16 protein-coding genes, 2 tRNA genes and 3 rRNA genes are annotated in these 25,526 nt (G+C 60.5%); 7 read left to right on the forward strand and 14 right to left on the reverse strand.

Annotated elements, in window-relative coordinates; genetic code table 11:
- Window positions 1-362: 362 nt before the first annotated feature.
- The 6 genes from OPV09_RS08855 (at window position 363) to OPV09_RS08880 (ending at window position 7,067) form a co-directional block, all read left to right on the forward strand.
- Window positions 363-1,893 (forward strand): 16S ribosomal RNA (locus OPV09_RS08855).
- 81 nt (window positions 1,894-1,974) lie between these two features.
- Window positions 1,975-2,051, forward strand: a tRNA-Ile gene (locus OPV09_RS08860).
- A 19-nt stretch (window positions 2,052-2,070) separates the two neighbouring features.
- A tRNA-Ala gene (locus OPV09_RS08865) sits at window positions 2,071-2,146 on the forward strand.
- Between the two features lie 240 nt (window positions 2,147-2,386).
- Window positions 2,387-5,262, forward strand: a 23S ribosomal RNA gene (locus OPV09_RS08870).
- A gap of 138 nt (window positions 5,263-5,400) precedes the next feature.
- Window positions 5,401-5,513 (forward strand): 5S ribosomal RNA (gene rrf, locus OPV09_RS08875).
- The 16S, 23S and 5S rRNA genes sit together here with 2 tRNA genes alongside, the layout of an rRNA operon.
- A gap of 255 nt (window positions 5,514-5,768) precedes the next feature.
- The gene (locus OPV09_RS08880) at window positions 5,769-7,067 is read left to right on the forward strand and encodes a leucine-rich repeat-containing protein kinase family protein (protein ID WP_338682245.1); all 1,299 of its coding nucleotides are present in this window, start codon (window positions 5,769-5,771) and stop codon (window positions 7,065-7,067) included.
- Between the two features lie 54 nt (window positions 7,068-7,121).
- On the opposite strand, the gene OPV09_RS08885 is transcribed toward OPV09_RS08880, so the two are convergent.
- Both OPV09_RS08885 and OPV09_RS08890 read right to left on the reverse strand, forming a co-directional pair.
- The gene (locus OPV09_RS08885; protein ID WP_034759421.1) at window positions 7,122-8,387 is read right to left on the reverse strand and encodes a nitronate monooxygenase; all 1,266 of its coding nucleotides are present in this window, start codon (window positions 8,385-8,387) and stop codon (window positions 7,122-7,124) included.
- A gap of 183 nt (window positions 8,388-8,570) precedes the next feature.
- The gene (locus tag OPV09_RS08890; RefSeq protein WP_034759416.1) at window positions 8,571-9,056 is read right to left on the reverse strand and encodes a YajQ family cyclic di-GMP-binding protein; all 486 of its coding nucleotides are present in this window, start codon (window positions 9,054-9,056) and stop codon (window positions 8,571-8,573) included.
- A gap of 186 nt (window positions 9,057-9,242) precedes the next feature.
- Between OPV09_RS08890 and murB the strand changes: the two genes are divergently transcribed.
- Complete coding sequence (gene murB / locus OPV09_RS08895; RefSeq protein WP_034759411.1) at window positions 9,243-10,271, forward strand: UDP-N-acetylmuramate dehydrogenase; 1,029 nt, start codon at window positions 9,243-9,245, stop codon at window positions 10,269-10,271.
- Here murB and OPV09_RS08900 read toward each other — a convergent pair whose 3' ends face one another.
- From OPV09_RS08900 to OPV09_RS08955, 12 genes are all read right to left on the reverse strand, one after another.
- Entirely contained in the window at window positions 10,272-10,586 is a 315-nt protein-coding gene (locus OPV09_RS08900; protein WP_070300815.1) for a pyrimidine/purine nucleoside phosphorylase, read from the reverse strand.
- 25 nt (window positions 10,587-10,611) lie between these two features.
- Window positions 10,612-11,637, reverse strand: coding sequence for a diguanylate cyclase (locus OPV09_RS08905; protein WP_072456265.1), 1,026 nt, complete (start codon window positions 11,635-11,637; stop codon window positions 10,612-10,614).
- Between the two features lie 10 nt (window positions 11,638-11,647).
- Window positions 11,648-12,700 carry a chemotaxis-specific protein-glutamate methyltransferase CheB gene (gene cheB / locus OPV09_RS08910; RefSeq protein WP_034759403.1) on the reverse strand — a complete coding sequence of 351 codons (1,053 nt, stop codon included), beginning with the start codon at window positions 12,698-12,700 and terminating at the stop codon, window positions 11,648-11,650.
- A 10-nt stretch (window positions 12,701-12,710) separates the two neighbouring features.
- On the reverse strand, window positions 12,711-15,017 hold the full coding sequence (locus tag OPV09_RS08915) for a hybrid sensor histidine kinase/response regulator (RefSeq protein WP_338681304.1): 2,307 nt from the start codon (window positions 15,015-15,017) through the stop codon (window positions 12,711-12,713).
- Entirely contained in the window at window positions 15,014-15,700 is a 687-nt protein-coding gene (locus OPV09_RS08920) for a chemotaxis protein CheW (protein ID WP_034759397.1), read from the reverse strand. Before OPV09_RS08920 ends, OPV09_RS08915 begins: the two co-directional genes overlap by 4 nt.
- Window positions 15,701-15,709: 9 nt before the next feature.
- A complete protein-coding gene (locus OPV09_RS08925) occupies window positions 15,710-16,966 on the reverse strand; it encodes a protein-glutamate O-methyltransferase CheR (protein WP_338681306.1) in 1,257 nt (418 codons plus the stop codon).
- A complete protein-coding gene (locus tag OPV09_RS08930) occupies window positions 16,963-17,421 on the reverse strand; it encodes a chemotaxis protein CheW (protein WP_072456273.1) in 459 nt (152 codons plus the stop codon). Before OPV09_RS08930 ends, OPV09_RS08925 begins: the two co-directional genes overlap by 4 nt.
- A 4-nt stretch (window positions 17,422-17,425) precedes the next feature.
- On the reverse strand, window positions 17,426-19,237 hold the full coding sequence (locus tag OPV09_RS08935; protein WP_034759388.1) for a methyl-accepting chemotaxis protein: 1,812 nt from the start codon (window positions 19,235-19,237) through the stop codon (window positions 17,426-17,428).
- A 186-nt stretch (window positions 19,238-19,423) separates the two neighbouring features.
- Window positions 19,424-20,659 carry an argininosuccinate synthase gene (locus OPV09_RS08940; RefSeq protein ID WP_035825961.1) on the reverse strand — a complete coding sequence of 412 codons (1,236 nt, stop codon included), beginning with the start codon at window positions 20,657-20,659 and terminating at the stop codon, window positions 19,424-19,426.
- Window positions 20,660-20,728: 69 nt separating this feature from the next.
- Window positions 20,729-21,649, reverse strand: coding sequence for an ornithine carbamoyltransferase (gene argF / locus OPV09_RS08945; RefSeq protein ID WP_034759379.1), 921 nt, complete (start codon window positions 21,647-21,649; stop codon window positions 20,729-20,731).
- A gap of 284 nt (window positions 21,650-21,933) precedes the next feature.
- The gene (locus tag OPV09_RS08950; RefSeq protein ID WP_338681311.1) at window positions 21,934-24,783 is read right to left on the reverse strand and encodes an ATP-binding protein; all 2,850 of its coding nucleotides are present in this window, start codon (window positions 24,781-24,783) and stop codon (window positions 21,934-21,936) included.
- Window positions 24,784-24,963: 180 nt separating this feature from the next.
- Window positions 24,964-25,416 (reverse strand): hypothetical protein, encoded by a 453-nt coding sequence (locus OPV09_RS08955; RefSeq protein ID WP_070300827.1) that lies wholly within the window; start codon window positions 25,414-25,416, stop codon window positions 24,964-24,966.
- Between the last annotated feature and the right edge of the window lie 110 nt (window positions 25,417-25,526).

Here is a 25,526-nt window from a genome sequence, read left to right on the forward strand (position 1 = left end):
CAGGGCTATAATTCGCCCCCTCGCTGAACGACGCATGCAAATGCTGAATGAGACGAGAAAAAAGAAGGTTGACGAAATGCTGCAAACGCTTCATACTCTTCCTTCTTCGCAGCTGATAAACACAACGCTTTGTCGATAGCGCGAAAGCAGTACCGAATACAGTTCTTTAACAATTAACAGTCGATAAGTGTGGGCATTTGATGTCAGTGCAGCGTCAATCTTAGGATTGGCGTCTAACTTAAAATATCAAATGTTCACAAGAAATAATGAAATAGGCGCTACGAAAGTAGTGGCCTGTCAGTTTTTTGAGTGAGCGACCCGTCGCAAGACGGTGCCAATAAAATGGCAAAGTAACAGAGATTAAACTGAAGAGTTTGATCCTGGCTCAGATTGAACGCTGGCGGCATGCCTTACACATGCAAGTCGAACGGCAGCACGGAGCTTGCTCTGGTGGCGAGTGGCGAACGGGTGAGTAATATATCGGAACGTACCCTAGAGTGGGGGATAACGTAGCGAAAGTTACGCTAATACCGCATACGATCTAAGGATGAAAGTGGGGGATCGCAAGACCTCATGCTCGTGGAGCGGCCGATATCTGATTAGCTAGTTGGTAGGGTAAAAGCCTACCAAGGCATCGATCAGTAGCTGGTCTGAGAGGACGACCAGCCACACTGGAACTGAGACACGGTCCAGACTCCTACGGGAGGCAGCAGTGGGGAATTTTGGACAATGGGCGAAAGCCTGATCCAGCAATGCCGCGTGAGTGAAGAAGGCCTTCGGGTTGTAAAGCTCTTTTGTCAGGGAAGAAACGGTGAGAGCTAATATCTCTTGCTAATGACGGTACCTGAAGAATAAGCACCGGCTAACTACGTGCCAGCAGCCGCGGTAATACGTAGGGTGCAAGCGTTAATCGGAATTACTGGGCGTAAAGCGTGCGCAGGCGGTTTTGTAAGTCTGATGTGAAATCCCCGGGCTCAACCTGGGAATTGCATTGGAGACTGCAAGGCTAGAATCTGGCAGAGGGGGGTAGAATTCCACGTGTAGCAGTGAAATGCGTAGATATGTGGAGGAACACCGATGGCGAAGGCAGCCCCCTGGGTCAAGATTGACGCTCATGCACGAAAGCGTGGGGAGCAAACAGGATTAGATACCCTGGTAGTCCACGCCCTAAACGATGTCTACTAGTTGTCGGGTCTTAATTGACTTGGTAACGCAGCTAACGCGTGAAGTAGACCGCCTGGGGAGTACGGTCGCAAGATTAAAACTCAAAGGAATTGACGGGGACCCGCACAAGCGGTGGATGATGTGGATTAATTCGATGCAACGCGAAAAACCTTACCTACCCTTGACATGGCTGGAATCCTCGAGAGATTGAGGAGTGCTCGAAAGAGAACCAGTACACAGGTGCTGCATGGCTGTCGTCAGCTCGTGTCGTGAGATGTTGGGTTAAGTCCCGCAACGAGCGCAACCCTTGTCATTAGTTGCTACGAAAGGGCACTCTAATGAGACTGCCGGTGACAAACCGGAGGAAGGTGGGGATGACGTCAAGTCCTCATGGCCCTTATGGGTAGGGCTTCACACGTCATACAATGGTACATACAGAGCGCCGCCAACCCGCGAGGGGGAGCTAATCGCAGAAAGTGTATCGTAGTCCGGATTGTAGTCTGCAACTCGACTGCATGAAGTTGGAATCGCTAGTAATCGCGGATCAGCATGTCGCGGTGAATACGTTCCCGGGTCTTGTACACACCGCCCGTCACACCATGGGAGCGGGTTTTACCAGAAGTAGGTAGCTTAACCGTAAGGAGGGCGCTTACCACGGTAGGATTCGTGACTGGGGTGAAGTCGTAACAAGGTAGCCGTATCGGAAGGTGCGGCTGGATCACCTCCTTTCTAGAGTTTGCACGAATCATGTAAATGGTTCACGCATCAAATGTTCACACTTATCGGCTGTTAATATAAAGAACAGCATTTGGGGCTGTAGCTCAGCTGGTTAGAGCACCGTGTTGATAACGCGGGGGTCGTTGGTTCGAGTCCAACCAGCCCTACCAGTTTCTGTAGTAAATCTCAGGGGGATTAGCTCAGCTGGGAGAGCACCTGCTTTGCAAGCAGGGGGTCGTCGGTTCGATCCCGTCATCCTCCACCAAAAGTTCAAACGTAAGTTAATCACATCGGTGATTGAATTTAGGTTTGGTCTTTTCGAGACCAAGTGCTGTATGTTCTTTAACAATCTGGAAGAAGTAAAGATTATTTATTGATCGGTTTGCCGTAAAAAGCGAATCGATGGGTAATGATTGTATGTATCAACAAACAAGCAACAACGTTGTACTTTCTTATCCCTGTAGCGCTCTTTGATGACTTCGGTTTTCAGAGGCTAACGTTATAGGGACAAGCGAATAAGTGCACATGGTGGATGCCTTGGCGATTACAGGCGATGAAGGACGTAGTAGCTTGCGATAAGCTGCGGGGAGTGAGCAAACACACTTTGATCCGCAGATTTCCGAATGGGGCAACCCACCCTTTTAGGGTATTGCATACTGAATACATAGGTATGCAAGGCGAACGCGGCGAACTGAAACATCTAAGTAGCTGCAGGAAAAGAAATCAACCGAGATTCCCAAAGTAGCGGCGAGCGAAATGGGAAGAGCCTGTACGTGATAGTCGGACCGATAACAGAATCCTCTGGAAATAGGAGCCATAGTGGGTGATAGCCCCGTATGTGAAATCGGACCGGTGGTACTAAGCGTACGACAAGTAGGGCGGGACACGTGACATCCTGTCTGAATATGGGGGGACCATCCTCCAAGGCTAAATACTCGTAATCGACCGATAGTGAACCAGTACCGTGAGGGAAAGGCGAAAAGAACCCCGGAAGGGGAGTGAAATAGATCCTGAAACCGTGTGCATACAAACAGTAGGAGCGGACTTGTTCCGTGACTGCGTACCTTTTGTATAATGGGTCAGCGACTTACATTCAGTGGCAAGGTTAACCGAATAGGGAAGCCGTAGAGAAATCGAGTCCGAATAGGGCGATCAGTCGCTGGGTGTAGACCCGAAACCAAGTGATCTACTCATGGCCAGGATGAAGGTGCGGTAACACGCCCTGGAGGTCCGAACCCACTAATGTTGAAAAATTAGGGGATGAGCTGTGGGTAGGGGTGAAAGGCTAAACAAACTTGGAAATAGCTGGTTCTCTCCGAAAACTATTTAGGTAGTGCCTCAAGTATCACCATCGGGGGTAGAGCACTGTTATGGCTAGGGGGTCATTGCGACTTACCAAACCATTGCAAACTCCGAATACCGATGAGTGCGAGCTTGGGAGACAGACGTCGGGTGCTAACGTCCGGCGTCAAGAGGGAAACAACCCAGACCGCCAGCTAAGGTCCCAAAGATTGGCTAAGTGGAAAACGAAGTGGGAAGGCTAAAACAGTCAGGATGTTGGCTTAGAAGCAGCCATCATTTAAAGAAAGCGTAATAGCTCACTGATCGAGTCGTCCTGCGCGGAAGATGTAACGGGGCTAAGCCAGTCACCGAAGCTGCGGATATATCTTAGGATATATGGTAGGAGAGCGTTCTGTAAGCCTGCGAAGGTGTCTTGTAAAGGATGCTGGAGGTATCAGAAGTGCGAATGCTGACATGAGTAGCGATAATGGGGGTGAAAAGCCTCCACGCCGTAAGCCCAAGGTTTCCTGTTCAACGTTCATCGGAGCAGGGTGAGTCGGCCCCTAAGGCGAGGCAGAGATGCGTAGCTGATGGGAAGCAGGTTAATATTCCTGCACCGTCGTATGATGCGATGGGGGGACGGATCGCGGAAGGTTGTCTGACTGTTGGAATAGTCAGTTTCTGTCTCATAGAAGGCGCTTAGGCAAATCCGGGCGCAGGATTCAAGGGGATGGGACGAGTGAGCTTGCTCACGAAGCAATCGGAAGTGGTTCCAAGAAAAGCCTCTAAGCTTCAGTCATACGAGACCGTACCGCAAACCGACACAGGTGGGCGAGATGAGTATTCTAAGGCGCTTGAGAGAACTCGGGAGAAGGAACTCGGCAAATTGGTACCGTAACTTCGGGAAAAGGTACGCCCCGGTAGCTTGATTGGTTTACTCCATGAGGGTGAAAGGGTTGCAATAAACTGGTGGCTGCGACTGTTTAATAAAAACACAGCACTCTGCAAACACGAAAGTGGACGTATAGGGTGTGACGCCTGCCCGGTGCTGGAAGATTAAATGATGGGGTGCAAGCTCTTGATTGAAGTCCCAGTAAACGGCGGCCGTAACTATAACGGTCCTAAGGTAGCGAAATTCCTTGTCGGGTAAGTTCCGACCTGCACGAATGGCGTAACGATGGCCACACTGTCTCCTCCCGAGACTCAGCGAAGTTGAAATGTTTGTGATGATGCAATCTACCCGCGGCTAGACGGAAAGACCCCATGAACCTTTACTGTAGCTTTGCATTGGACTTTGAACCAATCTGTGTAGGATAGGTGGGAGGCTTTGAAGCGGGGACGCTAGTTCTCGTGGAGCCAACCTTGAAATACCACCCTGGTTTGTTTGAGGTTCTAACCTTGGTCCGTTATCCGGATCGGGGACAGTGCATGGTAGGCAGTTTGACTGGGGCGGTCTCCTCCTAAAGTGTAACGGAGGAGTTCGAAGGTACGCTAGATACGGTCGGACATCGTGTTGATAGTGCAATGGCATAAGCGTGCTTAACTGCGAGACTGACAAGTCGAGCAGGTACGAAAGTAGGACATAGTGATCCGGTGGTTCTGTATGGAAGGGCCATCGCTCAACGGATAAAAGGTACTCTGGGGATAACAGGCTGATTCCTCCCAAGAGTTCATATCGACGGGGGAGTTTGGCACCTCGATGTCGGCTCATCACATCCTGGGGCTGTAGCCGGTCCCAAGGGTATGGCTGTTCGCCATTTAAAGTGGTACGTGAGCTGGGTTTAAAACGTCGTGAGACAGTTTGGTCCCTATCTGCCGTGGGCGTTGGAAATTTGAAGGGGGCTGCTCCTAGTACGAGAGGACCGGAGTGGACGAACCTCTGGTGTACCGGTTGTCACGCCAGTGGCATTGCCGGGTAGCTAAGTTCGGAAGAGATAACCGCTGAAAGCATCTAAGCGGGAAACTTGCCTTGAGATGAGATTTCCCAGAGCCTTGAGCTCTTTGAAGGGTCGTTCGAGACCAGGACGTTGATAGGCTGGGTGTGGAAGTGCAGTAATGCATTAAGCTAACCAGTACTAATTGCCCGTACGGCTTGTCCCTATAACCTTAGCAGGTACAGAGGATAAGACGGTACAACGTTGCGTGTGTGTTGATACTACCAGTCATTACCCCAATCTTTGCTTCTTCCAGATTCAGGCTTTGTCGCTCAACCGAGGACAAATGCCAGTACAAGTTATGCCTGATGACCATAGCAAGTTGGTCCCACCCCTTCCCATCCCGAACAGGACCGTGAAACAACTTTGCGCCGATGATAGTGCTGCAACCAGTGTGAAAGTAGGTTATCGTCAGGCTTGTTATTCGAAAAACCCCTTCCGGTGATCCGGTTGGGGTTTTTTTACGTCTGGTGGTTTGTTGGGCGCCGCGGGTGCTTGTCGGCTTACGCGCTGCGCGCTAAGCCGACCTACGGTCAGATCCCCTTGCGCGTTGGCGCCGACGCTTGCGTGAGCGGCATGGAGGGTCCGACCCCGGTTGTTGTTATTTACGTCCAATGGTTTTTCTGCATGGCATCGATCGCGTGCTACCTTGAAGGGGATATCTTGTCTGCTGTGCATACACTGGAACAATTACGTGCTGGCCAACTGGCCGGCTTGCGCCGCCTGAAACTGTCCTGCGGCTTGACGACATTTCCCCGCGAAATCTTCGACTTGTCCGACAGCCTGGAAATCCTCGACCTGTCCGGCAACGCGCTGTCCACATTGCCCGACGATTTGCCGCGCCTGCACAAGCTGCGCATCATTTTTTGCTCGGATAACCTGTTCACCACCTTGCCGGCCGTGCTTGGTTCATGTCTAGCCCTGGAAATGATCGGTTTCAAGGCGAACCGGATACGCCACGTACCGGGCGCAGCCTTGCCGCCGAGGCTGCGCTGGCTGACCCTGACCGACAATGCCATCGAATCCATGCCGGATGAGCTGGGCAAGTGCAGTCAATTGCAGAAACTCATGCTGGCTGGGAACTGCCTGAGCCACTTGCCCGCTACCCTGGCGGCTTGCCATCGGCTCGAGCTGGTGCGCATTGCCGCCAACCGTTTCCCGGCGCTGCCCGACTGCCTGCTGTCTTTACCACGCCTGAGTTGGCTCGCGTATGCGGGCAATCCCTTTACGGAAGCGCGTGAGCTGGCCGCTCTGGCCGGTACGGGGGCTGCTGGCGTGGCATGGCAGCGCCTGGAACTGGCGCAGCAGCTGGGCGAGGGCGCATCGGGCGTGATTTACCGTGCCCGTCTCGATGGCGTCAATGACGTGGCCGTCAAAGTATTCAAGGGAGCGATGACCAGCGACGGCTTGCCGCGCAGCGAGATGGCCGCCTGCGTCGGCGCCGGTGCGCATCCGGGCCTGATTCCCATCCTCGGGACGCTCGATGCGCATCCGCATGGCGCGCTGGGGCTTGTCATGCCGCTCATCGATGTGGCCTACCGCAACCTGGCCGGTCCGCCGAGCCTGGAATCGTGTACGCGCGACGTGTATGCCGATGGCGAATGCTTTGAGGCACCGCAAGCGCTGGCCATTGCCCACGGTATCGCATCGGCCGTGTGGCAGTTGCATGCGCACGGCATTGTGCATGGCGACCTGTATGCGCACAATATCCTGCATGCGGACGCCGGCGCCTGCTTGCTGGGCGATTTTGGTGCGGCGTCCATGTTTGCGCCCGGCTCGCCGCAAGGGGAGGTGCTGCAGGGCATAGAGGCGCGCGCCTTTGGCGTGCTGCTGGGCGAGTTGACCGCGCACTGTGCGACGCCCTTGCCCGCCCTGCAGGCCATGATGGATGCTTGCCTGCAGGACGAGGTATTGCAGCGGCCCAAGTTCGACGCGATCGCACGGGCAGTGCGGCACATGCTACCCGTATAAAAAAATGGCGCAGTCTTCGCAGGCTGCGCCATTTCTATGTCAAGCTGACAAGATTCAGCTTGCTACCAGGATTTCTTTTTCCGGCAGGGCGATCTGGTTGTCGACGCTGAACTGGTAATCCTTGAAGACGTGTTCGGCCGTCAGGATCTGGTATTCGCCGTTGTCGAGCTTGTGCGTGGTGTCCTTCAGACGATACGTGTAATGGCCGCAGGTCCAGCAGTTGAAGTTGCGCATGTGCGTGCACAGGCAAGTCTTGTCCATCACGACGACGGTTTTTTGCTCGGGATGGGCGGCGACTTCGCGGTTGTACGAGTTGATGTACGCGCAGTTGCCGGTCGCGTCGAGCAGGTAGCCATACGATTCACAGCCTGGACGGATGCCGGCGCCGATGGCGGGCGTGTTCTTCAGCATGCGCATCGGGTAGCCGGTCGGCGAGACGCCATTGACGATGATGTCTTCTTCCGAGGCCTTGTAGTATTCCTGCTTGACCTTGTTTGGCAAGCCGCATTCATTCGTGACGGTAAAGCGCGTCGCCACTTGCACACCGGCCGCGCCCGCTTCCAGGAAGGAGACGGCATCGCTGCCCGTGAAAATGCCGCCAGCGGCAATCAGCGGGATGTCCAGCTGTTCGGCCTTCAGGTAGGCCAGCAGTTCCGCCGTGATCGTGTGCAGGTCGTAATTGGCCCAGTCCATGCCGAAACCCAGGTGGCCGCCGGCCAATGGTCCTTCGACGATGATAAAGTCAGGCAAACGGTCCAGCTTGGCGTTCTTGCGCAGGAAAATCTGCAAGGCGCGTACGGACGAGACGATGATGCCCAGCTTGGCATCGCGGAAACGCGGATGGTCGGCCATCAGGGCGAACGAGCCGAAGTGCAAGCCGGCGGACAGGGTGATGCCGTCGATGCCGGCGTCGAGCGCCGCGTTCAGGCGCACGCGCAAGGTTTCGCGCGGACCGTTCATGGTCAGCTTTTCCATGCAATTGACGAAAATCAGGCCATCGCCTTTTTTCGCTTCCATGGTGCGGCCGATATGCAGGCGCTGCGCTTCCGCCAAACGGCCCAGGTCGAACTGCACCACGGCCTTGTCGCTGTTATTGATGTTGAACTTGTACAGTTTCGTCTTGTCTTTGACGAAGGTGGTGTCGAAACGGCGATCCGACACGTCTTCCACCATGGCATCGGAGATATGCCCGATACCGTTCAGCCGGGCCGCTTCCAGCGCCAGCTCCGACGTGGAAATATCCACACCCATTCCGCCTATCATGATGGGCACATATTCTTTTTTGCCAAATCGCAGGCGGAAATCATCAACACGTTTCATTGCTATCCTTAGACTACCGTGGTTATCACTGAGCCAGATGTACGGTCAAGCCCGCCGCCGGTCAGGCGCGCGGGCGCATGTAGCTGTGCGCAGCTTCAATTCTACCCCAAGCGGGCAGGCGCTCCGAGGCAGCTTGCCGCCACGCCGGTGCAAGCGCAGGCTGGAGCGTGCGCATCATCGAAATTAATCGCGGAAATTGTTAAATTCCAGCGGCATGTCGGGCACGTCCTTGCGCAGCATGGCCATGGCCGCTTGCAGGTCGTCGCGCTTGGCGCCCGTGACACGCACGGCTTCACCCTGGATGCTCGCTTGCACTTTCATCTTGCTGTCCTTGATGACGCGCACGATTTTCTTGGCATCATCCGATTCGATGCCATTCTTGATCTTGATGATCTGCTTGACCTTGTCGCCGCCGATCTTCTTGATATCGCCTTCGTCGAGGAAGCGCACATCGACCTTGCGTTTGGTCAATTTGTTGGTCAGCACGTCGCGCACCTGGCTGAGCTGGAATTCCGAATCCGCGAACGCGGTCAATTCGTTTTCCTTGTGTTCGACGCGGGCGTCGCTGCCCTTGAAGTCGAAGCGGGTCGTGATTTCCTTGTTCGATTGCTCGACTGCATTCTTGACTTCGATCATATCGGCTTCGGAGACTACATCAAATGACGGCATGGTCTGTTCCTTTTCTTGTTAAAGCGAGCGCACGCTCGGTGCGCTGGGCCTTGGCGGCTGATTCTGCGCCATGGGACGGCCCTGTTAAAGATGCGACATTTTAACGGACAACGGGCAAGTCGCCCTTGTCTTGCGCTGGTTTTTTGTCGGTTTCACTCTATAATCGAGCAAAATAATCGCTATCCCATGTCTGCAGAGCTCACCATCGAACACAATTACAACCTCCAGCGCCTGAATACCTTCGGCATCACGGCCAATGCGGCCGCCTATGTACGCATCACTTCGCAGGCCCAATTGCAGGCCGCGCTGCAAGATCCCGCCTTGTCCGCCATGCCGCGCCTGATACTGGGCGGCGGCAGCAACATCGTCCTGACCGGCGACTTTCCCGGCGCCGTGCTGCATATGGCCACGCGCGGCATGCGCCTGGCGCAGGCGGACTTCGAGACGATACTCGTCACGGCCGCGGCCGGCGAAAACTGGCACGATTTCGTGCAGTGGACCTTGGCGCAAGGCGTGGGCGGGCTGGAAAACCTGTCACTGATCCCGGGCACGGTGGGCGCGGCGCCTATCCAGAATATCGGCGCGTATGGCGTGGAAATCAAGGATTATCTGCATAGCGTGAGCGTCATGCACAGCGCCAGCGGCATCGTTTTCGACATGGACCGCGATGCTTGCCGCTTCGCCTACCGCGACAGCATCTTCAAGCAGGCGGACGGGCGCGAACTGATCGTGCTGGAAGTGACGTTTGCCTTGCCGGCCGAATGGCAGCCGAACTTGCGCTATGCGGAACTGGCGCAGGCCGTGGCTGAGCGCAATCTTGCCGAGCCGACGCCGCAACAGGTGGCCGACACGGTGATGGCGATCCGCCGGAGAAAATTGCCGGACCCGGCCGTGATCGGCAATGCGGGCAGTTTCTTCAAGAATCCCGTGGTATCGCGCGAACAGTGTGCGGCCTTGCTGGAACGTTTCCCTGCCTTGGTGCACCATGCGCAGCCCGATGGCACGGAAAAGCTGGCGGCCGGCTGGCTGATCGATCAATGCGGCTGGAAGGGAAAAAACCTGGGGCCCGCGGGAGTGTATCCCAAGCAGGCGCTGGTTCTGGTGAATAATGGCGGCGCTCGTGGCGCGGACATTACCCGGCTGGCGGAAGCGATACAGGATGATGTAGAGGCGAAATATGGCGTGCGCCTGTCGCCCGAGCCTGTTTTCGTCTGATTAACCGAAGTGGCAGACGTAATCCACGGTCTCGACCGTTTCAATATCAAAATAGCTATTGCCCGGGATACTGAATTGCGTGCCCGCGCCATAGCTGTTCCATTCTGTCGCGTCAGCCAGGCGCACCTTGCACAAGCCGCCGACGATTTCCATGATTTCCGGCGCGCCCGTGTTGAAGCGCAACGATGACGGGAAAATCACACCCACGCTTTTCTTCGTGCCATCGGCCAGGATGACGTTGTGCGAGATGCATTTGCCGTCAAAGTAGATATTCGACTTCTTGACGACGCTGACATTGTCCAGTTGTGTGCTCATGCTTCACTTTCCTTGCTGTTAAAAATCAGTCGCGGACGTCATTGGCGCTCAGCACGCTGTTGCGTCCGCCGCGCTTGGCCGCGTACAGGGCCTGGTCGGCGCGGTTGATCAGTTGCTCGATCGTCGAGTCCGGCGACGGCACGACGGTGGCCACGCCGATCGAGATGGTGACGATGCCCTTGCTTGCCGCCGGGTTTTCGATCTGCAAGCCTTCCAGATGACGCCGGCATGCTTCGGCGATCTGCAGCGCACCGGCCGCTTCCGTTTCCGGCAGGATCAGGGCGAATTCTTCGCCGCCATAGCGGGCGGCCAGGTCGGCCGGGCGTTTCAAATGTTCCGTCAGCACGGCGGCGACCTTTTTCAGGCCCAGGTCGCCCGCCAGGTGGCCGAAGTGGTCGTTATAGCTTTTGAAATGGTCGATATCGCAGAACAGCAGGCTCAGCGGCGTCTTGTCGCGCTGGCCCCGCTGCCATTCGAATTGCAGGGTTTCATCGAAGCGGCGCCGGTTGGCGATGCCCGTCAAGCCATCGAGGGCAGCTAGTTTCTGTAGTTCAATATTCGCGTCGGCCAGGTTCTTTTGGCTTTCGCGTAGGAAACGAAAAGCCTGGTCGCGCTGCAAGCGGCTGATGTGCGCGTTGGAATGGTAGCGTATGCGCGCCAGCAGCTCCAGGCGGTCCGGCAGCTTCACCACATAATCGTTGGCGCCGACGGCAAAGCTGTGGGCCTTCAGTTTCGGGTCATCCTTGGCCGACATCACGATGACGGGCACGTGCGCGAGCGCCTCGTTTTCGCGGTACAGCTGGATCAGGGCGAAGCCGTCGATGCCAGGCATCACGAGGTCTTGCAGGATGACGGTCGGTTGCAAACGCAGTGCCGTGTCCAGCGCCTGCGTGGCATCGGTCACGTAATGAAATTCGATATCCTGCTGGTCGCTGAGCATGCGCCGGACTGCTTCGGCAATGATCAACTGGTCGTCCACCAGCAGCACGCTGACCTTGAATTCGGTCAATGCGGGCTCATGCTGGGTGAAGCTGGAGGAGAATTCTGGCATTGCATTCTTTTCAGATGTTAGGGGAGGGCTCCCACCCATTGTTGAGCTTGGCGCCCAGGCGGCTGCGCAGGCTGGCGCCTATTCTATCCAATGGCAGGATTTGCTGCGCCGCATCAAGTTCCGCAGCCGCGCGCGGCATGCCATACACGGCACTGCTGGCCTGGTCTTGCGCAATCGTCGTCTTGCCGGCGCGGCGCATGGCCAGCAAGCCATCGCCGCCGTCGCGCCCCATGCCTGTGAGCAATACGCCGATGGCATCGCCACGCCAGTGCTGCGCCACGCAGTTGAAGAAGACATCGACGGACGGGCGGTAAACATAGTCGCGTGGTGCTGCATCGTAACCCAAACGATAATTTTGATCTAGCAGCAGGTGATCATTGGTCTTGGCGATCAGTACGCTGCCAGCCACCAGTTCGTCGCCCTCGGCGATCACGCGCACGGGCATGCTGAGCTGGTCATCGAGCCACTTGGCGAAGTGCGAAGCGAAGGTTTCATCGATATGCTGCACCACGACGATGGCGCAGCCGGGCGGCGCCGTCCAGCCGGACAGCACCTTGGCCACGGCCGACGGCCCGCCCGTCGAGGCGCCGATGGCCACCAGGGTGCTGACCTGGCCGTCGCCCCGGTCGCCGCCATTGGCCGGTGCCTGGCGCGGCGGCGGCGCTTCGGCGCTGTGGCGTATCAGCTTGCCGATGGTCTTGATCTTGGCCAGCAGCTCGCTGTCGCCGCCCACTTCCCCCTGCAGCACGGGCGTGGCCGTGACATCGAGCGCGCCCGCGCCCAGCGCGCGGAAGACCTGGTTGACATTGTCTTGCGGGCGGCCCGTGACGACGAGGATGGCGCACGGGCTTTGCTCCATGATCAGGCGCGTCGCTTCCACGCCATCCATCTCGGGCATGTTCAGATCCATCAGGATCAGGTCGGGACGGTTGCCCTCGCACATGCGCACGGCTTCGAGCCCCGTGCGGGCGATCCACAGCACCTGGTGTTCCTGCGTACTGGCGACCACGCGGCGCAGCGCCTCGGCGGCCATGGCGACATCGTTGGCAATGGCAATTTTCATGAATGACAGCTCATAAGCGGGCATCTCCTATCAGGTCGGCCACCGCGTCGAGCAAGGTCTCGTCGTGGAAGCTGCCTTTGGTCAAATAATAGTCGGCGCCGGCGGACAGGCCGCGCGCGCGGTCTTCCGGACGGTCCTTGTACGACACGATCATCACCGGCAGCTTGTGCAGGTGCAGGTCCTTCTTGATCAGCGAAACGAGTTCGATGCCATCCATGCGCGGCATGTCCACGTCGGTGATCACCAGGTCATATTCTCCGCTGCGCACCACGTTCCAGCCGTCGATGCCGTCGATGGCCACGTCGACGTCGAAGCCGCGCGCCAGCAGCAGCTTGCGCTCCATCTCGCGCACCGTCAGCGAATCGTCGACGACGAGGATGCGCTTGGCCTTGCGGCGTTCGGCGTGGCCCGCCTGCGCCAGCTGGTGCAGGCCGCCCTCGTGCAGCAGCTTATCGATCGACAGCAGCAAATCGGGCACGTCGAGGATCAGCACCGGCTCGCCGTCGTCGAGCAGGGCGGCGGCGGAAATGTCGCGCATCTTGCCGAAGATCGGATCGATGGCTTGCACGGCCAGGCTTTGCTCGCCGCGGATGGCGTCGACCACCAGCGCATAGCTTTGCTTGCCCCGGCCGATCACCACCACGGGCAAATCCTCGGCCTGGTTGGCCGCTTCGCCCAGCTCGAGCACCTGCGCCGCCGACACCAGGCCCAGATGCTCGCCCTTGAGTTCGAAGAACTGCTTGTTTTCCAGGGTATGGATGGCCGCTTGCGGCACGCGCACCACGCTTTCCACCTTGACGATGGGGATGGCGTAGGCTTCGCCGTGCACATCGACCACCAGCGCACGCACGATCGACTGCGTCAGCGGCAGAGTGATCAGGGCGCGGAAACCGCGGCCCGGCTCCGATTCCAGGCGCACCGTGCCGTTTTGCTGGCGTATCGTCTCGTGCACGATGTCGAGGCCCACGCCGCGTCCGGACAATTGATTCGCCTTTTCCTTCAGGCTGAAGGCGGGCAGGAACAAAAATTCCAGCAGTTCGCCCGGCGACAGCGCGGCGGCCATGGCGGGGCTGGCCATCTTGCGCTCGATGACGGACTGGCGGATTTTTTCCAGGTCGACACCGCGCCCGTCGTCGCTGATCTCGATGCTCAGCATGCCGGCGCGGTGGCGCGCCTCCATGCGTATCGTGCCCAGCGCTTCCTTGCCCGCGTCGATGCGCTCGTACGGGCCTTCCATGCCATGGTCGATGGCATTGCGCAGCATGTGGTTCAGCGGGCTTTCGATCTTCGCCAGGATGTCGCGGTCGACCAGGGTGTCTTCGCCTTCGATCTCGAGCTGAACTTCCTTGCCCAGGCTGCGCGCCAGGTCGCGCACCATGCGCGGGAACGCGTGGATGCCGTCGCGGAAAGGGCGCATGCGCAGGGCCAGCACTTCGTCGACCATGCCTTGCGAGACGGCCAGCAGGCGCCGTTCATAGGTTTCGATGTCGGCGATGTGCTCGAGCATGAACTGCTTCAGGGGCTGCGTCTTTTGCAGCGCCAGCAGGGACTTTTCCATCAGGCCCGGGTCGGCCGAGCGGGCAATGGCTTCGTGCAGGTGCTCGATGGCGGAAAACAGGCTGCTCTGGTTGCGCTTGAAGCGCTGCAGGGCGCCGACGAACGGGTGCATCTGGTGCGCATTGATGCGCGATTCGCTGGCCAGCGACAGCAGTTTGTCGAAGTTTTGCGCTTGCGCCTTGGCTGGCGCACCTGTACTGGTCGCTGTACGCGGCGCCGGGGCGGCCGCTTCCGGTTCATCCCCCGCCAGGCCGCTGGCCACGGGCGCTTGCGGTTCTGCCGCTTCCGGCGGCAAGGGTGCAGACATGGGCGCAGGCGCCGGGGGCAGGGCCGGCAATTCGGGCAGGTCGGCGATACCGGCGATGGCGTTCAGGGTCTGGTCGATCTGCGCCGCATTCGCGGCCAGCCAGGCTTCGGCGCCCGCGTCGTCCAGGCGCGACAGCTGCACGATCAGGTCGACGCCCGACAACAGCACGTCGACCCGCTCCGGCGTGAGCTTCAAGCGCCCATGCTGGGCGGCGACAAAGCTGTCTTCCATGCCGTGCGCCAGCTGCACCACCACTTGCAGGCCGACGATGGCGGCCGCGCCCTTGATCGAGTGGGCCGCGCGCATCATCGCTTCGACGGCGGCCGCGTCGCCCGCATGGCGCTCCATGGCCAGCAAGCCGTCGGTAAGGATCTGGGTCTGGCTGTCCGCTTCCATGCGGAACAGGTCCAGCATGGAAAAGGCACTGAGGTCGCCGTGCTGGTCCTGGCTCATCGTAATAGTCTCGCAAGTTGAAAGCCGATCAGCGCCGTATCGAGGCAGCCGATGCGCATGTCGCCCTCGGTGATCACGCCCGACAGGAAGCGCGACAGCCCCTTGTTGATGGTGGCCGCCGGCGCCTGCACGGCGCCCGACGCGTAGCGCACGATGCCGTGCAGGTCGGCCACGGGCAGCGCGTAGGCCTGCTCTTCCCAGCGCATCAGCAGCAGGCGCGCAAACGTGTGGCGGCCCTTGGCTGGCGGCGCGCCCTGTTCATCGATGCCCAGCAAACTGGCCAGCGACATGCACGGATACAGCTTGCCACCGATATTGACGATGCCCGCCAGGCCGCCCCCGCCGCGGTGCGGCAGCGCGTGCGGCTTGGCCTGCGGCGCCACGGAGTCGAACACGCGCGTGGGCAGCGCCAGCCATTCGCGGCCGATGCGAAACACCAGCGCCGAACTGTCACGCACTTCGCCGCCCGCATCGATCTGGCGGAAGTGGCTGGCCCAGTCGCGCCGGTAGTGTTCGTCCACGGGCCGCTGCAGGTTGCGCTGGGCGGCGCCCGCATACACGTCGCAGTTGCGGCAATGCACGTTGGCTGGCAGCTTGGGGCAGCTCTGGTCGCCGACCACGCCGATATGGTTCCAGCAGTCGTCGATGGTGGCGGGGGACTCGGTGGCGATGAGATTTGTCATGCTTGCCCCTTAGTTGGACGCCTGGCGGCGCTCGTAGATGCGTGCCGCACGCGCCTTCAGGGTGGCGGCGGCCGTGTGGTTGCCATTGCGTTCGGCCAGCAGGGACAGGTGGCACAGCGCCTCGTAATGGTCGGGCTGCAGGTAGATGCAGCGGCGCCAGTAGTCGTCGGCCAGGTCCATCTTGCCGGCCAGTTCATTGATGATGCCCAGCATGAAATACGCTTCCGCCGCCTCGGGCACTTTCGCCAGGTGGGCGTGGCATTTTTCGCCGGCCTCGCGCAACTGGCCGCGGTCGGCCAGCAGGCGCGCCTCGGCCAGCAAATCGGCCTGCGCGGCTTGCGTGGCCGGCGCCGGCGATGGCACGGACACGGGGCGCGTGCGCGGCGCCGCCTGTGCGGCGGAAGAGGGGGCTGTCACGGCAGCGCGCCTTGGCGCGGGCGGCACGCTGCGTAAGGTGCGCAAGGCCGGCAGTGGGGCCATCTGAACGGGACTGGCCGGCGCCGCCGTTTCCTTCTTCAGGGCGAACGCCTGGCGGAACTGCAGCGTCGTAAAGCCGTTCTGGCAGAACGACGGCACTTCCGCATAGCCGGCCAGCAGCATGCCGTCGTCGGCCAGCAGGGCCGACAGATTCTGGATGGCCGCGCGCGTGGTCGGCTTGTCAAAGTAGATCAGGAGGTTGCGGCAAAAGATGACGTCGTAATGGCGGCTGTAGGTGGCCGTATCGAACTGCAGCAGGTTGCCCTGCCTGAAGGTCACCTGTTCGCGCAAGGAGTCGATGATGCGGTAGGAGTCGTCGGCCACGTGCGTGAAATAGCGCTCGCGGAAGGCCACGTCCTGCGCGCGGAAGGCGTTGCGGCCGTAGATTCCCGCCTGCGCCCGCTCGATGCAGCCGGGGCTCAGGTCATAGGCGTCGATGCTGAACGCCTGTTTCGGCACGCCGCCGTCGCGCAGCGCCATGGCCATCGAATACGGCTCCTCGCCGCCTGCGCAGGGGATTGACAGGATGCGCGTGGCGCGTCCCCGCGCCCAGCGTTCCTGTACCAGTTCGACGGTGGCGTAGAACGCTTGCGGATCGCGGAACAGCCACGATTCGGGCACCACCACCAGTTCGATCAATTGCGTCATTTCGGCCGGCGTGAGCGCCTGTAGGTAGGCTTCGCTATCGGCAAATCCCGTTTGCTCCATGCGCTGGCCGACGGCCCGTTCGGCCACGGATTTGGAGACGGACAGGCCGGTCGCGCGGCGCAGCAGGGTTTGCGCCGTCATGCCGCGCCCGCGTCTTGAAACAGCAGCGCGCGCACGTCCGGCGGCAGCAGGTGTTCCAGTTCCACCAGCTGCACGATGCCGTCGGCATCGCTGGCCACCTGGCCCAGGAAGGGCACTGTCGCCACGCCGCTGTCTTCAAGCTGGAGCGTGTCGATGTCGGCGATGCCGCGCACTTGCGAGGCCAGCAGGCCCAGCGCGTGCGTGGTTTCGCCGCCAGGGGCGCGGTAGTCGACGATGACGATGCGCGTGTCGAACTGCGCGGCGGCGGCCGGCAGTCCGGCCAGGCGCGACAGGTCGATCACGGGCACGGGCGTGCCATGCAAGTCCATCAGGCCGGCCACGTAGTCTGGCGTGAGCGGCAACTGTTTCAGCTCCAGCAGCGGCAGGACGCGCACGATGCGGGCCAAGGGCAGGCCGTAGCGGTCGCGTCCGATGTGAAAGAGCAGCACTTTCATGGGATCAGATGGTCACGGCGAAAGTCGACACGCTCGACTGCAGGTCGCCCGCCGCATATTGCAGCTGGTGCACGGCTTCGCTGGTGGCCTTCAGGGACTCCACCGTCTGCTGCGTGGCGTCGTTGAGCTGCATCATGGTGTCGGAAATCTGCGAAGCGCCGATCGCCTGCGACTGCATGCCTTGCAGCACGGCGTCGAATTGCGGCGTGAGTTTTTGCACCTGGTCCATCACGGACGACAGCTGCTCGGCCACTTGCCGCACTTCGCCCACGCTGCGGCGAATCTCTTCCGAGAATTTATCCATGCCCATCACGCTGGCGGACACGGCCGACTGCATTTCCTTGAGCATTTGCTCGATATCCCACGTGGACACGGACGTCTGGTCGGCCAGGCGGCGGATTTCCGTCGCCACCACGGAAAAGCCGCGGCCCGCCTCGCCCGCTTTTTCCGCCTCGATGGCGGCGTTCAGCGACAGGATGTTGGTCTGGTCGGCCACCTTGGTGATGGTGATCAGCACGCTATTGATATTGCTGGCTTTTTCCGACAGGGCAGCCAGCTTGGCATTGATGGAATCGGTGGCCGAGACCATGTGCTGCATGGTCGAATCCATGCGCTTGAGGTTGTTCTGCGCTTCGGCCGTCGCGTTCGTTGTGTAGTCGGCCACCGCAGTGGCGTCTTCCATGGTTTTGAGCAACTGGCTCGTGTTGGCCGAGATTTCCTTGGTGGTGCTGAGGATTTCCACGCTCGTTTGCGCCTGCTCGATGCCCGTGGCTTCCTGCTGGCGCGCCGAGGCGGCGATTTCCGTGGCGGAGGTCGTCACCTGGATGCCGGCCTTTTGCACATTGTTGAGCAGGCTGCGCAGGTTTTCAAACATCTTCGCCAGGCCATTGCCCAGCTGGCCGATGGCGTCGCTGCCCGTGATGCCGACCTTGCCCGTCAGGTCGCCCGAGGCGGCTTTCGAGACCACTTCCAGCAGCGAATCGACCTTGGCCCGCAAGCTATTCGTCGCGGCCAGCTCATTGGCCTGGTTGTCCTGGATGGTTTGCGCCATGCGGTTGAATTCTTCCGACACCTTGCCCAGTTCGTCGCGCGAAAGGATGGTGGCGCGCGCGCGCTGGTCGCCGCTGGCGATGCGCCCGACGGCGTCCGTCAGGCTGTTCAGCGGGCCGAGGATGGCGCGGCCCAGCAGGTAGGAAATGCCCAGCGCCAGCGCCACGCACAGCAAGCCGCCCAGCGCCAGGGTCAGCATCATGGTTTCCTGCAATTTTGTCGTGGTGGCCGTGCGTTCGGCCAGCAAGCGCGATTCTTCGGCCGCGACTTCGTCGAGCAGCTTGTTCGCCTGCCTGACGGCAGGGTAGCCGCCGGCCGGCATGGTGCGCGCCACCGTTTCCGTGGCTCCGGGCGCATTGCCCAGCGCGCGGCGCTTTTCGATCAGCGGGGTGATCCACTCCTTGACCCAGGTGGTGGTCAGCGCGTCGATCTTGCGGAAGCGTTCCGACTGCACCTTGTTGTCGGCCGTCATGGCGATGGCTTTTTGCGTGTGCTGGCTCAGCACGTCCATTTCATTCGATTCCGGCGACAGCGACGTTTCACTGCCGGTCAGGATGAAACCGCGTGCTTCCACCTGGATTTGCAGGATGGAATTGTGGATCCTGTCGATCTCGCCCAGCACCTCCATCGTGTGGCGGTCCCATGCATTGGCTTCCGACAGGCGCGAAAAGCTGTTGTAGGCCACGCCGAGCAAGATCAGGATGATGGCCACGATGGAGCCGAAGCCCAGGTACAGTTTATTCTTGATACTCAGGTCTTTGAACATGGGAGGGCTCCGGAAGCGGGAAGGTCAGCACAATTGCACTGTAGCATTTTGCCACGGGGACAGCAAAATGGGGGCGATCCGGGCGCGCGCCGGGCCGTAAATCGTGGTCGAGTGCGTTTCAAATGTAAAAAAGCCGCCCGTGGGCGGCTTTGCTTGGCGCGGGAGGTAGTGCCTCCCGGCAACTAGTTACTTTTGGCCACGCTTTTCGCGGGCGATGGCGGCGATGCGCATGCGCAAGGCGTTCAGCTTGATGAAGCCGCCGGCGTCGGCCTGGTTGTACGCGCCGCCGTCTTCGTCGAAGGTGGCGATGTTCATGTCGAACAGCGAATCCGTTTTCGAATCGCGCGAGACGACGATGACATTGCCCTTGTACAGCTTGATACGTACCCAGCCGTTCACGGTTTCCTGCGTGTGGTCGATCAGGGTTTGCAGGGCGACGCGCTCGGGCGCCCACCAGTAGCCGTTGTAGATCATCGACGCGTAGCGCGGCATCAGGTCATCTTTCAGGTGGGCCACTTCGCGGTCCAGGGTGATCGATTCGATGGCGCGGTGGGCTTTCAACATGATGGTGCCGCCCGGGGTTTCATAGCAGCCGCGCGATTTCATGCCGACGTAGCGGTTTTCCACCAGGTCCAGGCGTCCCACGCCATGCTTGCCGCCAACCTTGTTCAGTTCGGCCAGCACGGTGGCGGGCGACATGCGCACGCCGTTGATGGCGACGATATCGCCTTTTTCGTATTCGATGTCCAGGTATTCCGCTTCGTCCGGGGCGTTTTCCGGGCTGACGGTCCAGCGCCACATGGTCTCTTCCGCTTCGGCGCTCGGGTTTTCCAGGTGGCGGCCTTCAAAGCTGATGTGCAGCAAGTTGGCATCCATCGAGTACGGCGCGCCGCCGTTCTTGTGCTTCATGTCGATTTCGATGCCGGCGTCTTCCGCGTACTTCAGCAGTTTTTCGCGCGACAGCAGATCCCACTCGCGCCATGGGGCGATGATCTTCACGCCTGGTTTGAGCGCGTAGGCTCCCAGTTCGAAACGCACCTGGTCGTTGCCCTTGCCGGTCGCGCCGTGCGAGATGGCGTCGGCGCCCGTGGCGTTGGCGATTTCGATCAGGCGCTTGGCGATCAGCGGACGGGCGATCGAAGTGCCCAGCAGGTATTCGCCTTCATACACGGTGTTGGCGCGGAACATCGGGAACACGAAATCGCGCACGAATTCTTCGCGCACGTCTTCGATATGGATGTTTTCCGGCTTGATGCCGAACTTGATTGCCTTGGCGCGCGCCGGTTCCAGCTCTTCGCCCTGGCCCAGGTCGGCCGTGAAGGTGACGATTTCGCACTGGTAGTTATCTTGCAGCCATTTCAGGATGACGGAGGTGTCGAGTCCGCCGGAATAGGCCAGGACTACTTTTTTAATGTCGCTCATATTGCTTCCAGTTGTCGTTGTCGATGTATGTATTGCGATGCTGCCAGGTTTTATGCAGTGCCGGGCGAATTATTGGATTTTACCGAGTAACAGGTATTCAATCAGCGCTTTTTGCACGTGCAAGCGGTTTTCCGCCTCGTCCCACACGACCGATTGCGGACCGTCGATCACTTCGGCGGCCACTTCCTCGCCGCGGTGGGCGGGCAGGCAGTGCATGAACAGCGCGTCGGGTGCGGCGCGGGACATCTTCGCGCCATCGACGATCCAGCCGTCGAAGGCGGCGATACGGGCCGCGTTTTCCGCTTCGTAGCCCATGCTGGTCCACACGTCCGTGTTGACCAGGTGCGCGCCTTCGCACGCGTCCGACGGGTTCGCGAAGAAGGTATAGCGCTGCGTCTTGACTTGCGACAGGTCGATGTCGTAGCCCTTCGGCGTCGAGACGTTGACGTGGAAGCCGAACACTTCGGCCGCCTGCAGCCACGAGTACAGCATGTTGTTGGCGTCGCCGATCCAGGCGACGACCTTGCCGGCGATCGAGCCGCGGTGTTCGATGTAGGTGAAGATGTCGGCAAAGACCTGGCACGGGTGGTGTTCATTGGTCAGGCCATTGATTACCGGCACGCGCGAATTGGCGGCGAAACGCTCGATGATCTCCTGGCCGAAGGTACGCACCATGATGATGTCGCACATGCGCGACATGACCTGGCCCGCGTCTTCCACCGGCTCGCCGCGGCCCAATTGGGAATCGCGCGTGTTCAGGTAGATGGCGGCGCCGCCCAGCTGGTGCATGCCGGCTTCGAACGACAATCGCGTGCGGGTGGAGTTCTTTTCAAAGACCATCACCAGGGTGCGGTCGATCAGTGGATGGTAGATTTCGTAATTCTTGAACTTGCGCTTGATCAGATGGGCGCGTTCGATCACATATTCGTACTCTTCCAACGTGAAATCGGAGAACTGGAGGTAGTGCTTGATCGGTTTTTTTGTCGACATAATGACCACTTGAAGATGCGCAGGCCGCCGGCGGCGTGCCTTTCCCGCCGGGTTGCATCAGCGTACAACATCTCGTCTGATGACTGCCTCGCCCGGCGCGCTGCTGTGTTGATCGGTGCCAGCGCGACGCTTGTCGCGCGGGTCGATGCGGTTTGCCATGTTGAAAATAATGCAATGGCAAGTACTTCAGCCGTTCAATTATAAGGGTTTTGCTTTTAGATTGGAAAGACCGTCCGGGCGCGTACTTGTATAGGCAAGCCTGCACCCGGGCAAAGGGCGGCGGATTAATAGATGCTGGCGGGCGCGGCCCCGTCCAGCTGGGGCGCCACCAGCGGTAAATCCAGCGTGAAACGCGTGCCGGCGGGGCTGCTGGCCACTTGGATGGTGCCGCCCAGCAGCGCCGTGACGATGTTGTAGCTGATCGACAAACCGAGGCCGCTGCCGCCCTGGCCCAGCTTGGTGGTAAAGAAAGGGTCGAAGATGCGCGACAAATGCTGTTCGGCGATGCCGCCGCCATTGTCGGCGAAGACGACCTGCACGCGCGCGCCGTCGAGCGTGGCGGACAGGCGCATGCAACCGGTGCCGGCGGCACCGTCGTTGGGTGCGGGTGCGAAGGCGTGCAGCAGGGCATTGTTGATCAGATTGGTGATCACCTGGCCGAACGGGCCCGGATAGCTGTCCATGGCGATGCCGAATGCAATGTCCGTCTCGATGCGGTGGCCCGAACTGCGGATGCGGTTCATGACGGTGGCGATGATTTCATTGCTTACCTGTTGCAGGTCGAACTGGCGCCGCTGTTCGGTGGTGCGGTCGACGGCTACCTGCTTGAAGCTGTTGACGAGGTCGGCCGCGCTGTGCAGCCCGCGCATCACCAGCGCCGACGCCTTGCTTGCATCGTCGATGTAGGCGGCCAGGTCCGAGCGGCGCAGGCCGGGGCCGTTCATCAGGCGTTCCACGTCTTCCGTCTTTTGCAGCATGGTGCTGGCGATCAACAGGCTGTTGCCGATCGGGGTATTGAGTTCATGCGCCACGCCGGCCATCAGCGAACCGAGGGCGGCCAGCTTTTCCTGCGACGCCAGTTGCGCCTGGGCGTCCTGCAACTGCCGGTAGGCGCTGGCATTGTCGAGCGCGATGGCGCCGTACGCGCACAGGGTGCGGAAGATCAGGCGTTCGCGTTCGCCGTAGGCATGTGCATGGCAAGCCTGCACCGTCATCACGCCCAGCACGCGCTCGCCCACCGTCAAGGGCACGTACAGCACGCTCTGGTTATGCAGGGTGCCGGGCACCGTGTAGGCGTGGCGCTTCGGCGGTACCTGGTCGATATACACTTCGCGCCGGCCCAGCAGGCAGCGCACGGAATAGGCACGCGGGTTGCTCAGTGGAATGGCGTTGTCGGACAAGGGGCGGCCCGCTTCCATGCCATGCGCGCGGCGCAGCGCCGTGCCCGCCGCATCGAGCATGTAGACGGCGAAGGTGTTGACTGGCAGCAAGGCATGCACGTGGCGGTCCAGCACCTGGAACACGGCGCTGGCGTCGAGGTGGGTGGTGATTTCCTGGCCGATGGCCGACAGCCGTTCCAGGGTGTCGCTGGTTTGCTGCAGCACTTCGGCGCGCCGTGCTTCCGAGGCGGCCAGTTCGCGGTGGTGATAGCCTTCCGAGCGCGCATGTTCCGTCTGGTGGTAGACCTGCATGGCGGTGGCGCGGTTGCTTGCCTGCTGGGTGTGGCTTTTTTCGCGCGCCACGCCCGCCGCGAGGGCGATATCGTAGGCGCGCGCATAGTCGCCCGCATGCGCGTACTCGCGCGCCAGCGCATCGAGCAGTTCGCCGGGCGGCACATAGCCGTCGATGGAGGCGGCCACCTGCAGCGCCTGGTGCAGGAAATGCAGGGCGGGATTGCGCTCCTGCATGCCTGCGGGCGGCGGCAGGTCGTGGCGCGCATGCAGCATGGACAGCACGCGCAGCGCCGCCACCTGGTGCATGGCGTCGCCCTGCGCGGTGGCCAGCTGGCAAGCCCGTTCGGCTGCTTGCAGCGCTTCGTCCGGGCGGTCCAGGTAAGACAGCGCGTGGGCGCTGCCGCGCTGCGCCATGCTGCGGAAATCGGCCTGGCCCAGCGCTTCGGCGCGCTGCGCCAGACGGCTGAAGGCGTCGAGCGCCGTGTCGTAGTCGCCCTTGTCCAGGCTCAGTTCGCCCAGGTGGAATAGGGCGTTGGCATAGGTGCGCGCGCCCGCCATGGGAGTCAGGATGTGCAGCGCTTCGCGCAGCAAGTCTTCCGCCGCGCCCAGGCGCCCCAGCTTGCGCATGGTTTCGGCCGTATGCGTCTGGCAGGCGCCGATGCTGCGCGGCCAGCCCGTGGGGCGCGCCAGGTCCAGCGCGCACTGCATCCATTCGAGCGCCGATTCGTTGTCGTTGAGGCTGGAGAAACAGTCGCCGATATTGATGGCGGCCGTGATGGCGCCGCGCAGCTGGCCGCTTTCCAGGGCCGCTTCGTAGCTTTGCATGTAGTGGCCGGCGGCCGCGCCCAGGTCGCGCGACGTGTGCGCCAGCAAGCCGCGGAAATCGTGCACCCAGGCGGCAAGCGGCGCGGGCAGCTTGCCGCTGGCGCCGTCGGCCTGGAAGTGGCCGCCCCAGCGGGTCTGGGCGGCCGGTGCGTCGCGCAAGACGGCCCAGCGCGCCGTGGCCGCGTCGGCCAGGCTGGCGCGCATCGCATCGCCGGCGCCGCGCGCTTGCTGCGCCGCGGCCAGCAGTTCGGCATCGCAGCGGGCATGGTCGCCGCGGTCGACGGCGATCGAGGACAGCAGCCAGTGGGCGTCGGCGCAGCCGGCGCCGTCGCCGAGTGCGCCGCAGGTGGCGCACGCGGCCATGGCCAGGCTTTCCGCGGAGTCGAGCGCGCCTTGCAGCCAGGCCACTTCCGCCTGCACCAGTTGCAGGCGCGCGCGCGCCTGTTCCAATGCGGCCGCATCGAAGTCGGCCAGCGGCAGCAGCAGATGCGCTTCCTCGCTCAGCGCAATTGCTCTGTTGCAGTCACGCTGGCGCAAATGCCAGGACAGCAACAGCAGCAGCGGTACGCGCCCGGCGCCGCGCAACGGCAGCAATGCGCTTTCCCACTGCGCTACGTCATGTTCGAGCGCGAACATTTCCATTCAAGCATTCTCCCCGCAAACAGTGGCGCCAGCCTGCGTCCGCACAGGCCATGTGTCATGGCATTGTAAGCTGCATTCAGGGGAATTGTTCAGTACGCCTGTCAGAATTATGTGGCCGGCATGACGCCGCAGGCGGGGCGCTTTGCCCCATGCCGCATGCGTTCTGCCGTGCGCCTAGCGTGAAACCAGACGAACGCTGTTGACGCTGACGCCGCTGATGCTGCGCGTGTCGTCAGGCAGGCGCAAGCCCGACAGCAGCTGGGCGTTGTCGATGGTCACCTGTTCGCCCGCATTGCTGAAGGCGAATGTTGCACCTTTCTGGGTGGCAAACTTGCCAGCCCCGATGGGAAGGATTCTCACACTGGGTTTTGGCTGCATTTCGCGGTCGTCGATCAGGCGGCCGTAGAAGTGACTGTCTTGCTGGCGCACTTCCAGCCGTTGCCCGTTCGACAGGCGGTATTGCCGTTCGATCTCGGACGCTTCCTGCGCCGTCACATGGTAGTACGCGTTGCTGCTGACTCTGACACTGCCAGTGGTTTGTGGAGTCGCAACGGTTTGCGCGTGGGCGGTGCCGGCGACAAGCGCGAACAGGGCGGCGGCAAGGGGGAGGAAACGTTTGGTATGCATGACATTCACCTTCGATCAGGATGGCTGGATGGATGGGAGTTAGATCGTGTGGTCGCTGGCAGGTTTCCGGCAGGGACTGGTGACAAGGTAGCAAACGACCTTTGCCATCG

It is taken from the genome of Janthinobacterium sp. TB1-E2 (assembly GCF_036885605.1).
Classification (GTDB): Bacteria; Pseudomonadota; Gammaproteobacteria; order Burkholderiales; family Burkholderiaceae_D; genus Janthinobacterium; species Janthinobacterium aestuarii.

Excerpts from the sequence above, each read along its gene's own strand:
- OPV09_RS08885 (WP_034759421.1), bottom strand. The coding sequence starts at position 8,387 with ATGAAACGTGTTGATGATTTCCGCCTGCGATTTGGCAAAAAAGAATAT.
- OPV09_RS08890 (WP_034759416.1), bottom strand. The coding sequence starts at position 9,056 with ATGCCGTCATTTGATGTAGTCTCCGAAGCCGATATGATCGAAGTCAAG.
- murB (WP_034759411.1), top strand. The coding sequence starts at position 9,243 with ATGTCTGCAGAGCTCACCATCGAACACAATTACAACCTCCAGCGCCTG.
- OPV09_RS08900 (WP_070300815.1), bottom strand. The coding sequence starts at position 10,586 with ATGAGCACACAACTGGACAATGTCAGCGTCGTCAAGAAGTCGAATATC.
- OPV09_RS08905 (WP_072456265.1), bottom strand. The coding sequence starts at position 11,637 with ATGCCAGAATTCTCCTCCAGCTTCACCCAGCATGAGCCCGCATTGACC.
- cheB (WP_034759403.1), bottom strand. The coding sequence starts at position 12,700 with ATGAAAATTGCCATTGCCAACGATGTCGCCATGGCCGCCGAGGCGCTG.
- OPV09_RS08915 (WP_338681304.1), bottom strand. The coding sequence starts at position 15,017 with ATGAGCCAGGACCAGCACGGCGACCTCAGTGCCTTTTCCATGCTGGAC.
- OPV09_RS08920 (WP_034759397.1), bottom strand. The coding sequence starts at position 15,700 with ATGACAAATCTCATCGCCACCGAGTCCCCCGCCACCATCGACGACTGC.
- OPV09_RS08925 (WP_338681306.1), bottom strand. The coding sequence starts at position 16,966 with ATGACGGCGCAAACCCTGCTGCGCCGCGCGACCGGCCTGTCCGTCTCC.
- OPV09_RS08930 (WP_072456273.1), bottom strand. The coding sequence starts at position 17,421 with ATGAAAGTGCTGCTCTTTCACATCGGACGCGACCGCTACGGCCTGCCC.
- OPV09_RS08935 (WP_034759388.1), bottom strand. The coding sequence starts at position 19,237 with ATGTTCAAAGACCTGAGTATCAAGAATAAACTGTACCTGGGCTTCGGC.
- OPV09_RS08940 (WP_035825961.1), bottom strand. The coding sequence starts at position 20,659 with ATGAGCGACATTAAAAAAGTAGTCCTGGCCTATTCCGGCGGACTCGAC.
- argF (WP_034759379.1), bottom strand. The coding sequence starts at position 21,649 with ATGTCGACAAAAAAACCGATCAAGCACTACCTCCAGTTCTCCGATTTC.
- OPV09_RS08950 (WP_338681311.1), bottom strand. The coding sequence starts at position 24,783 with ATGTTCGCGCTCGAACATGACGTAGCGCAGTGGGAAAGCGCATTGCTG.
- OPV09_RS08955 (WP_070300827.1), bottom strand. The coding sequence starts at position 25,416 with ATGCATACCAAACGTTTCCTCCCCCTTGCCGCCGCCCTGTTCGCGCTT.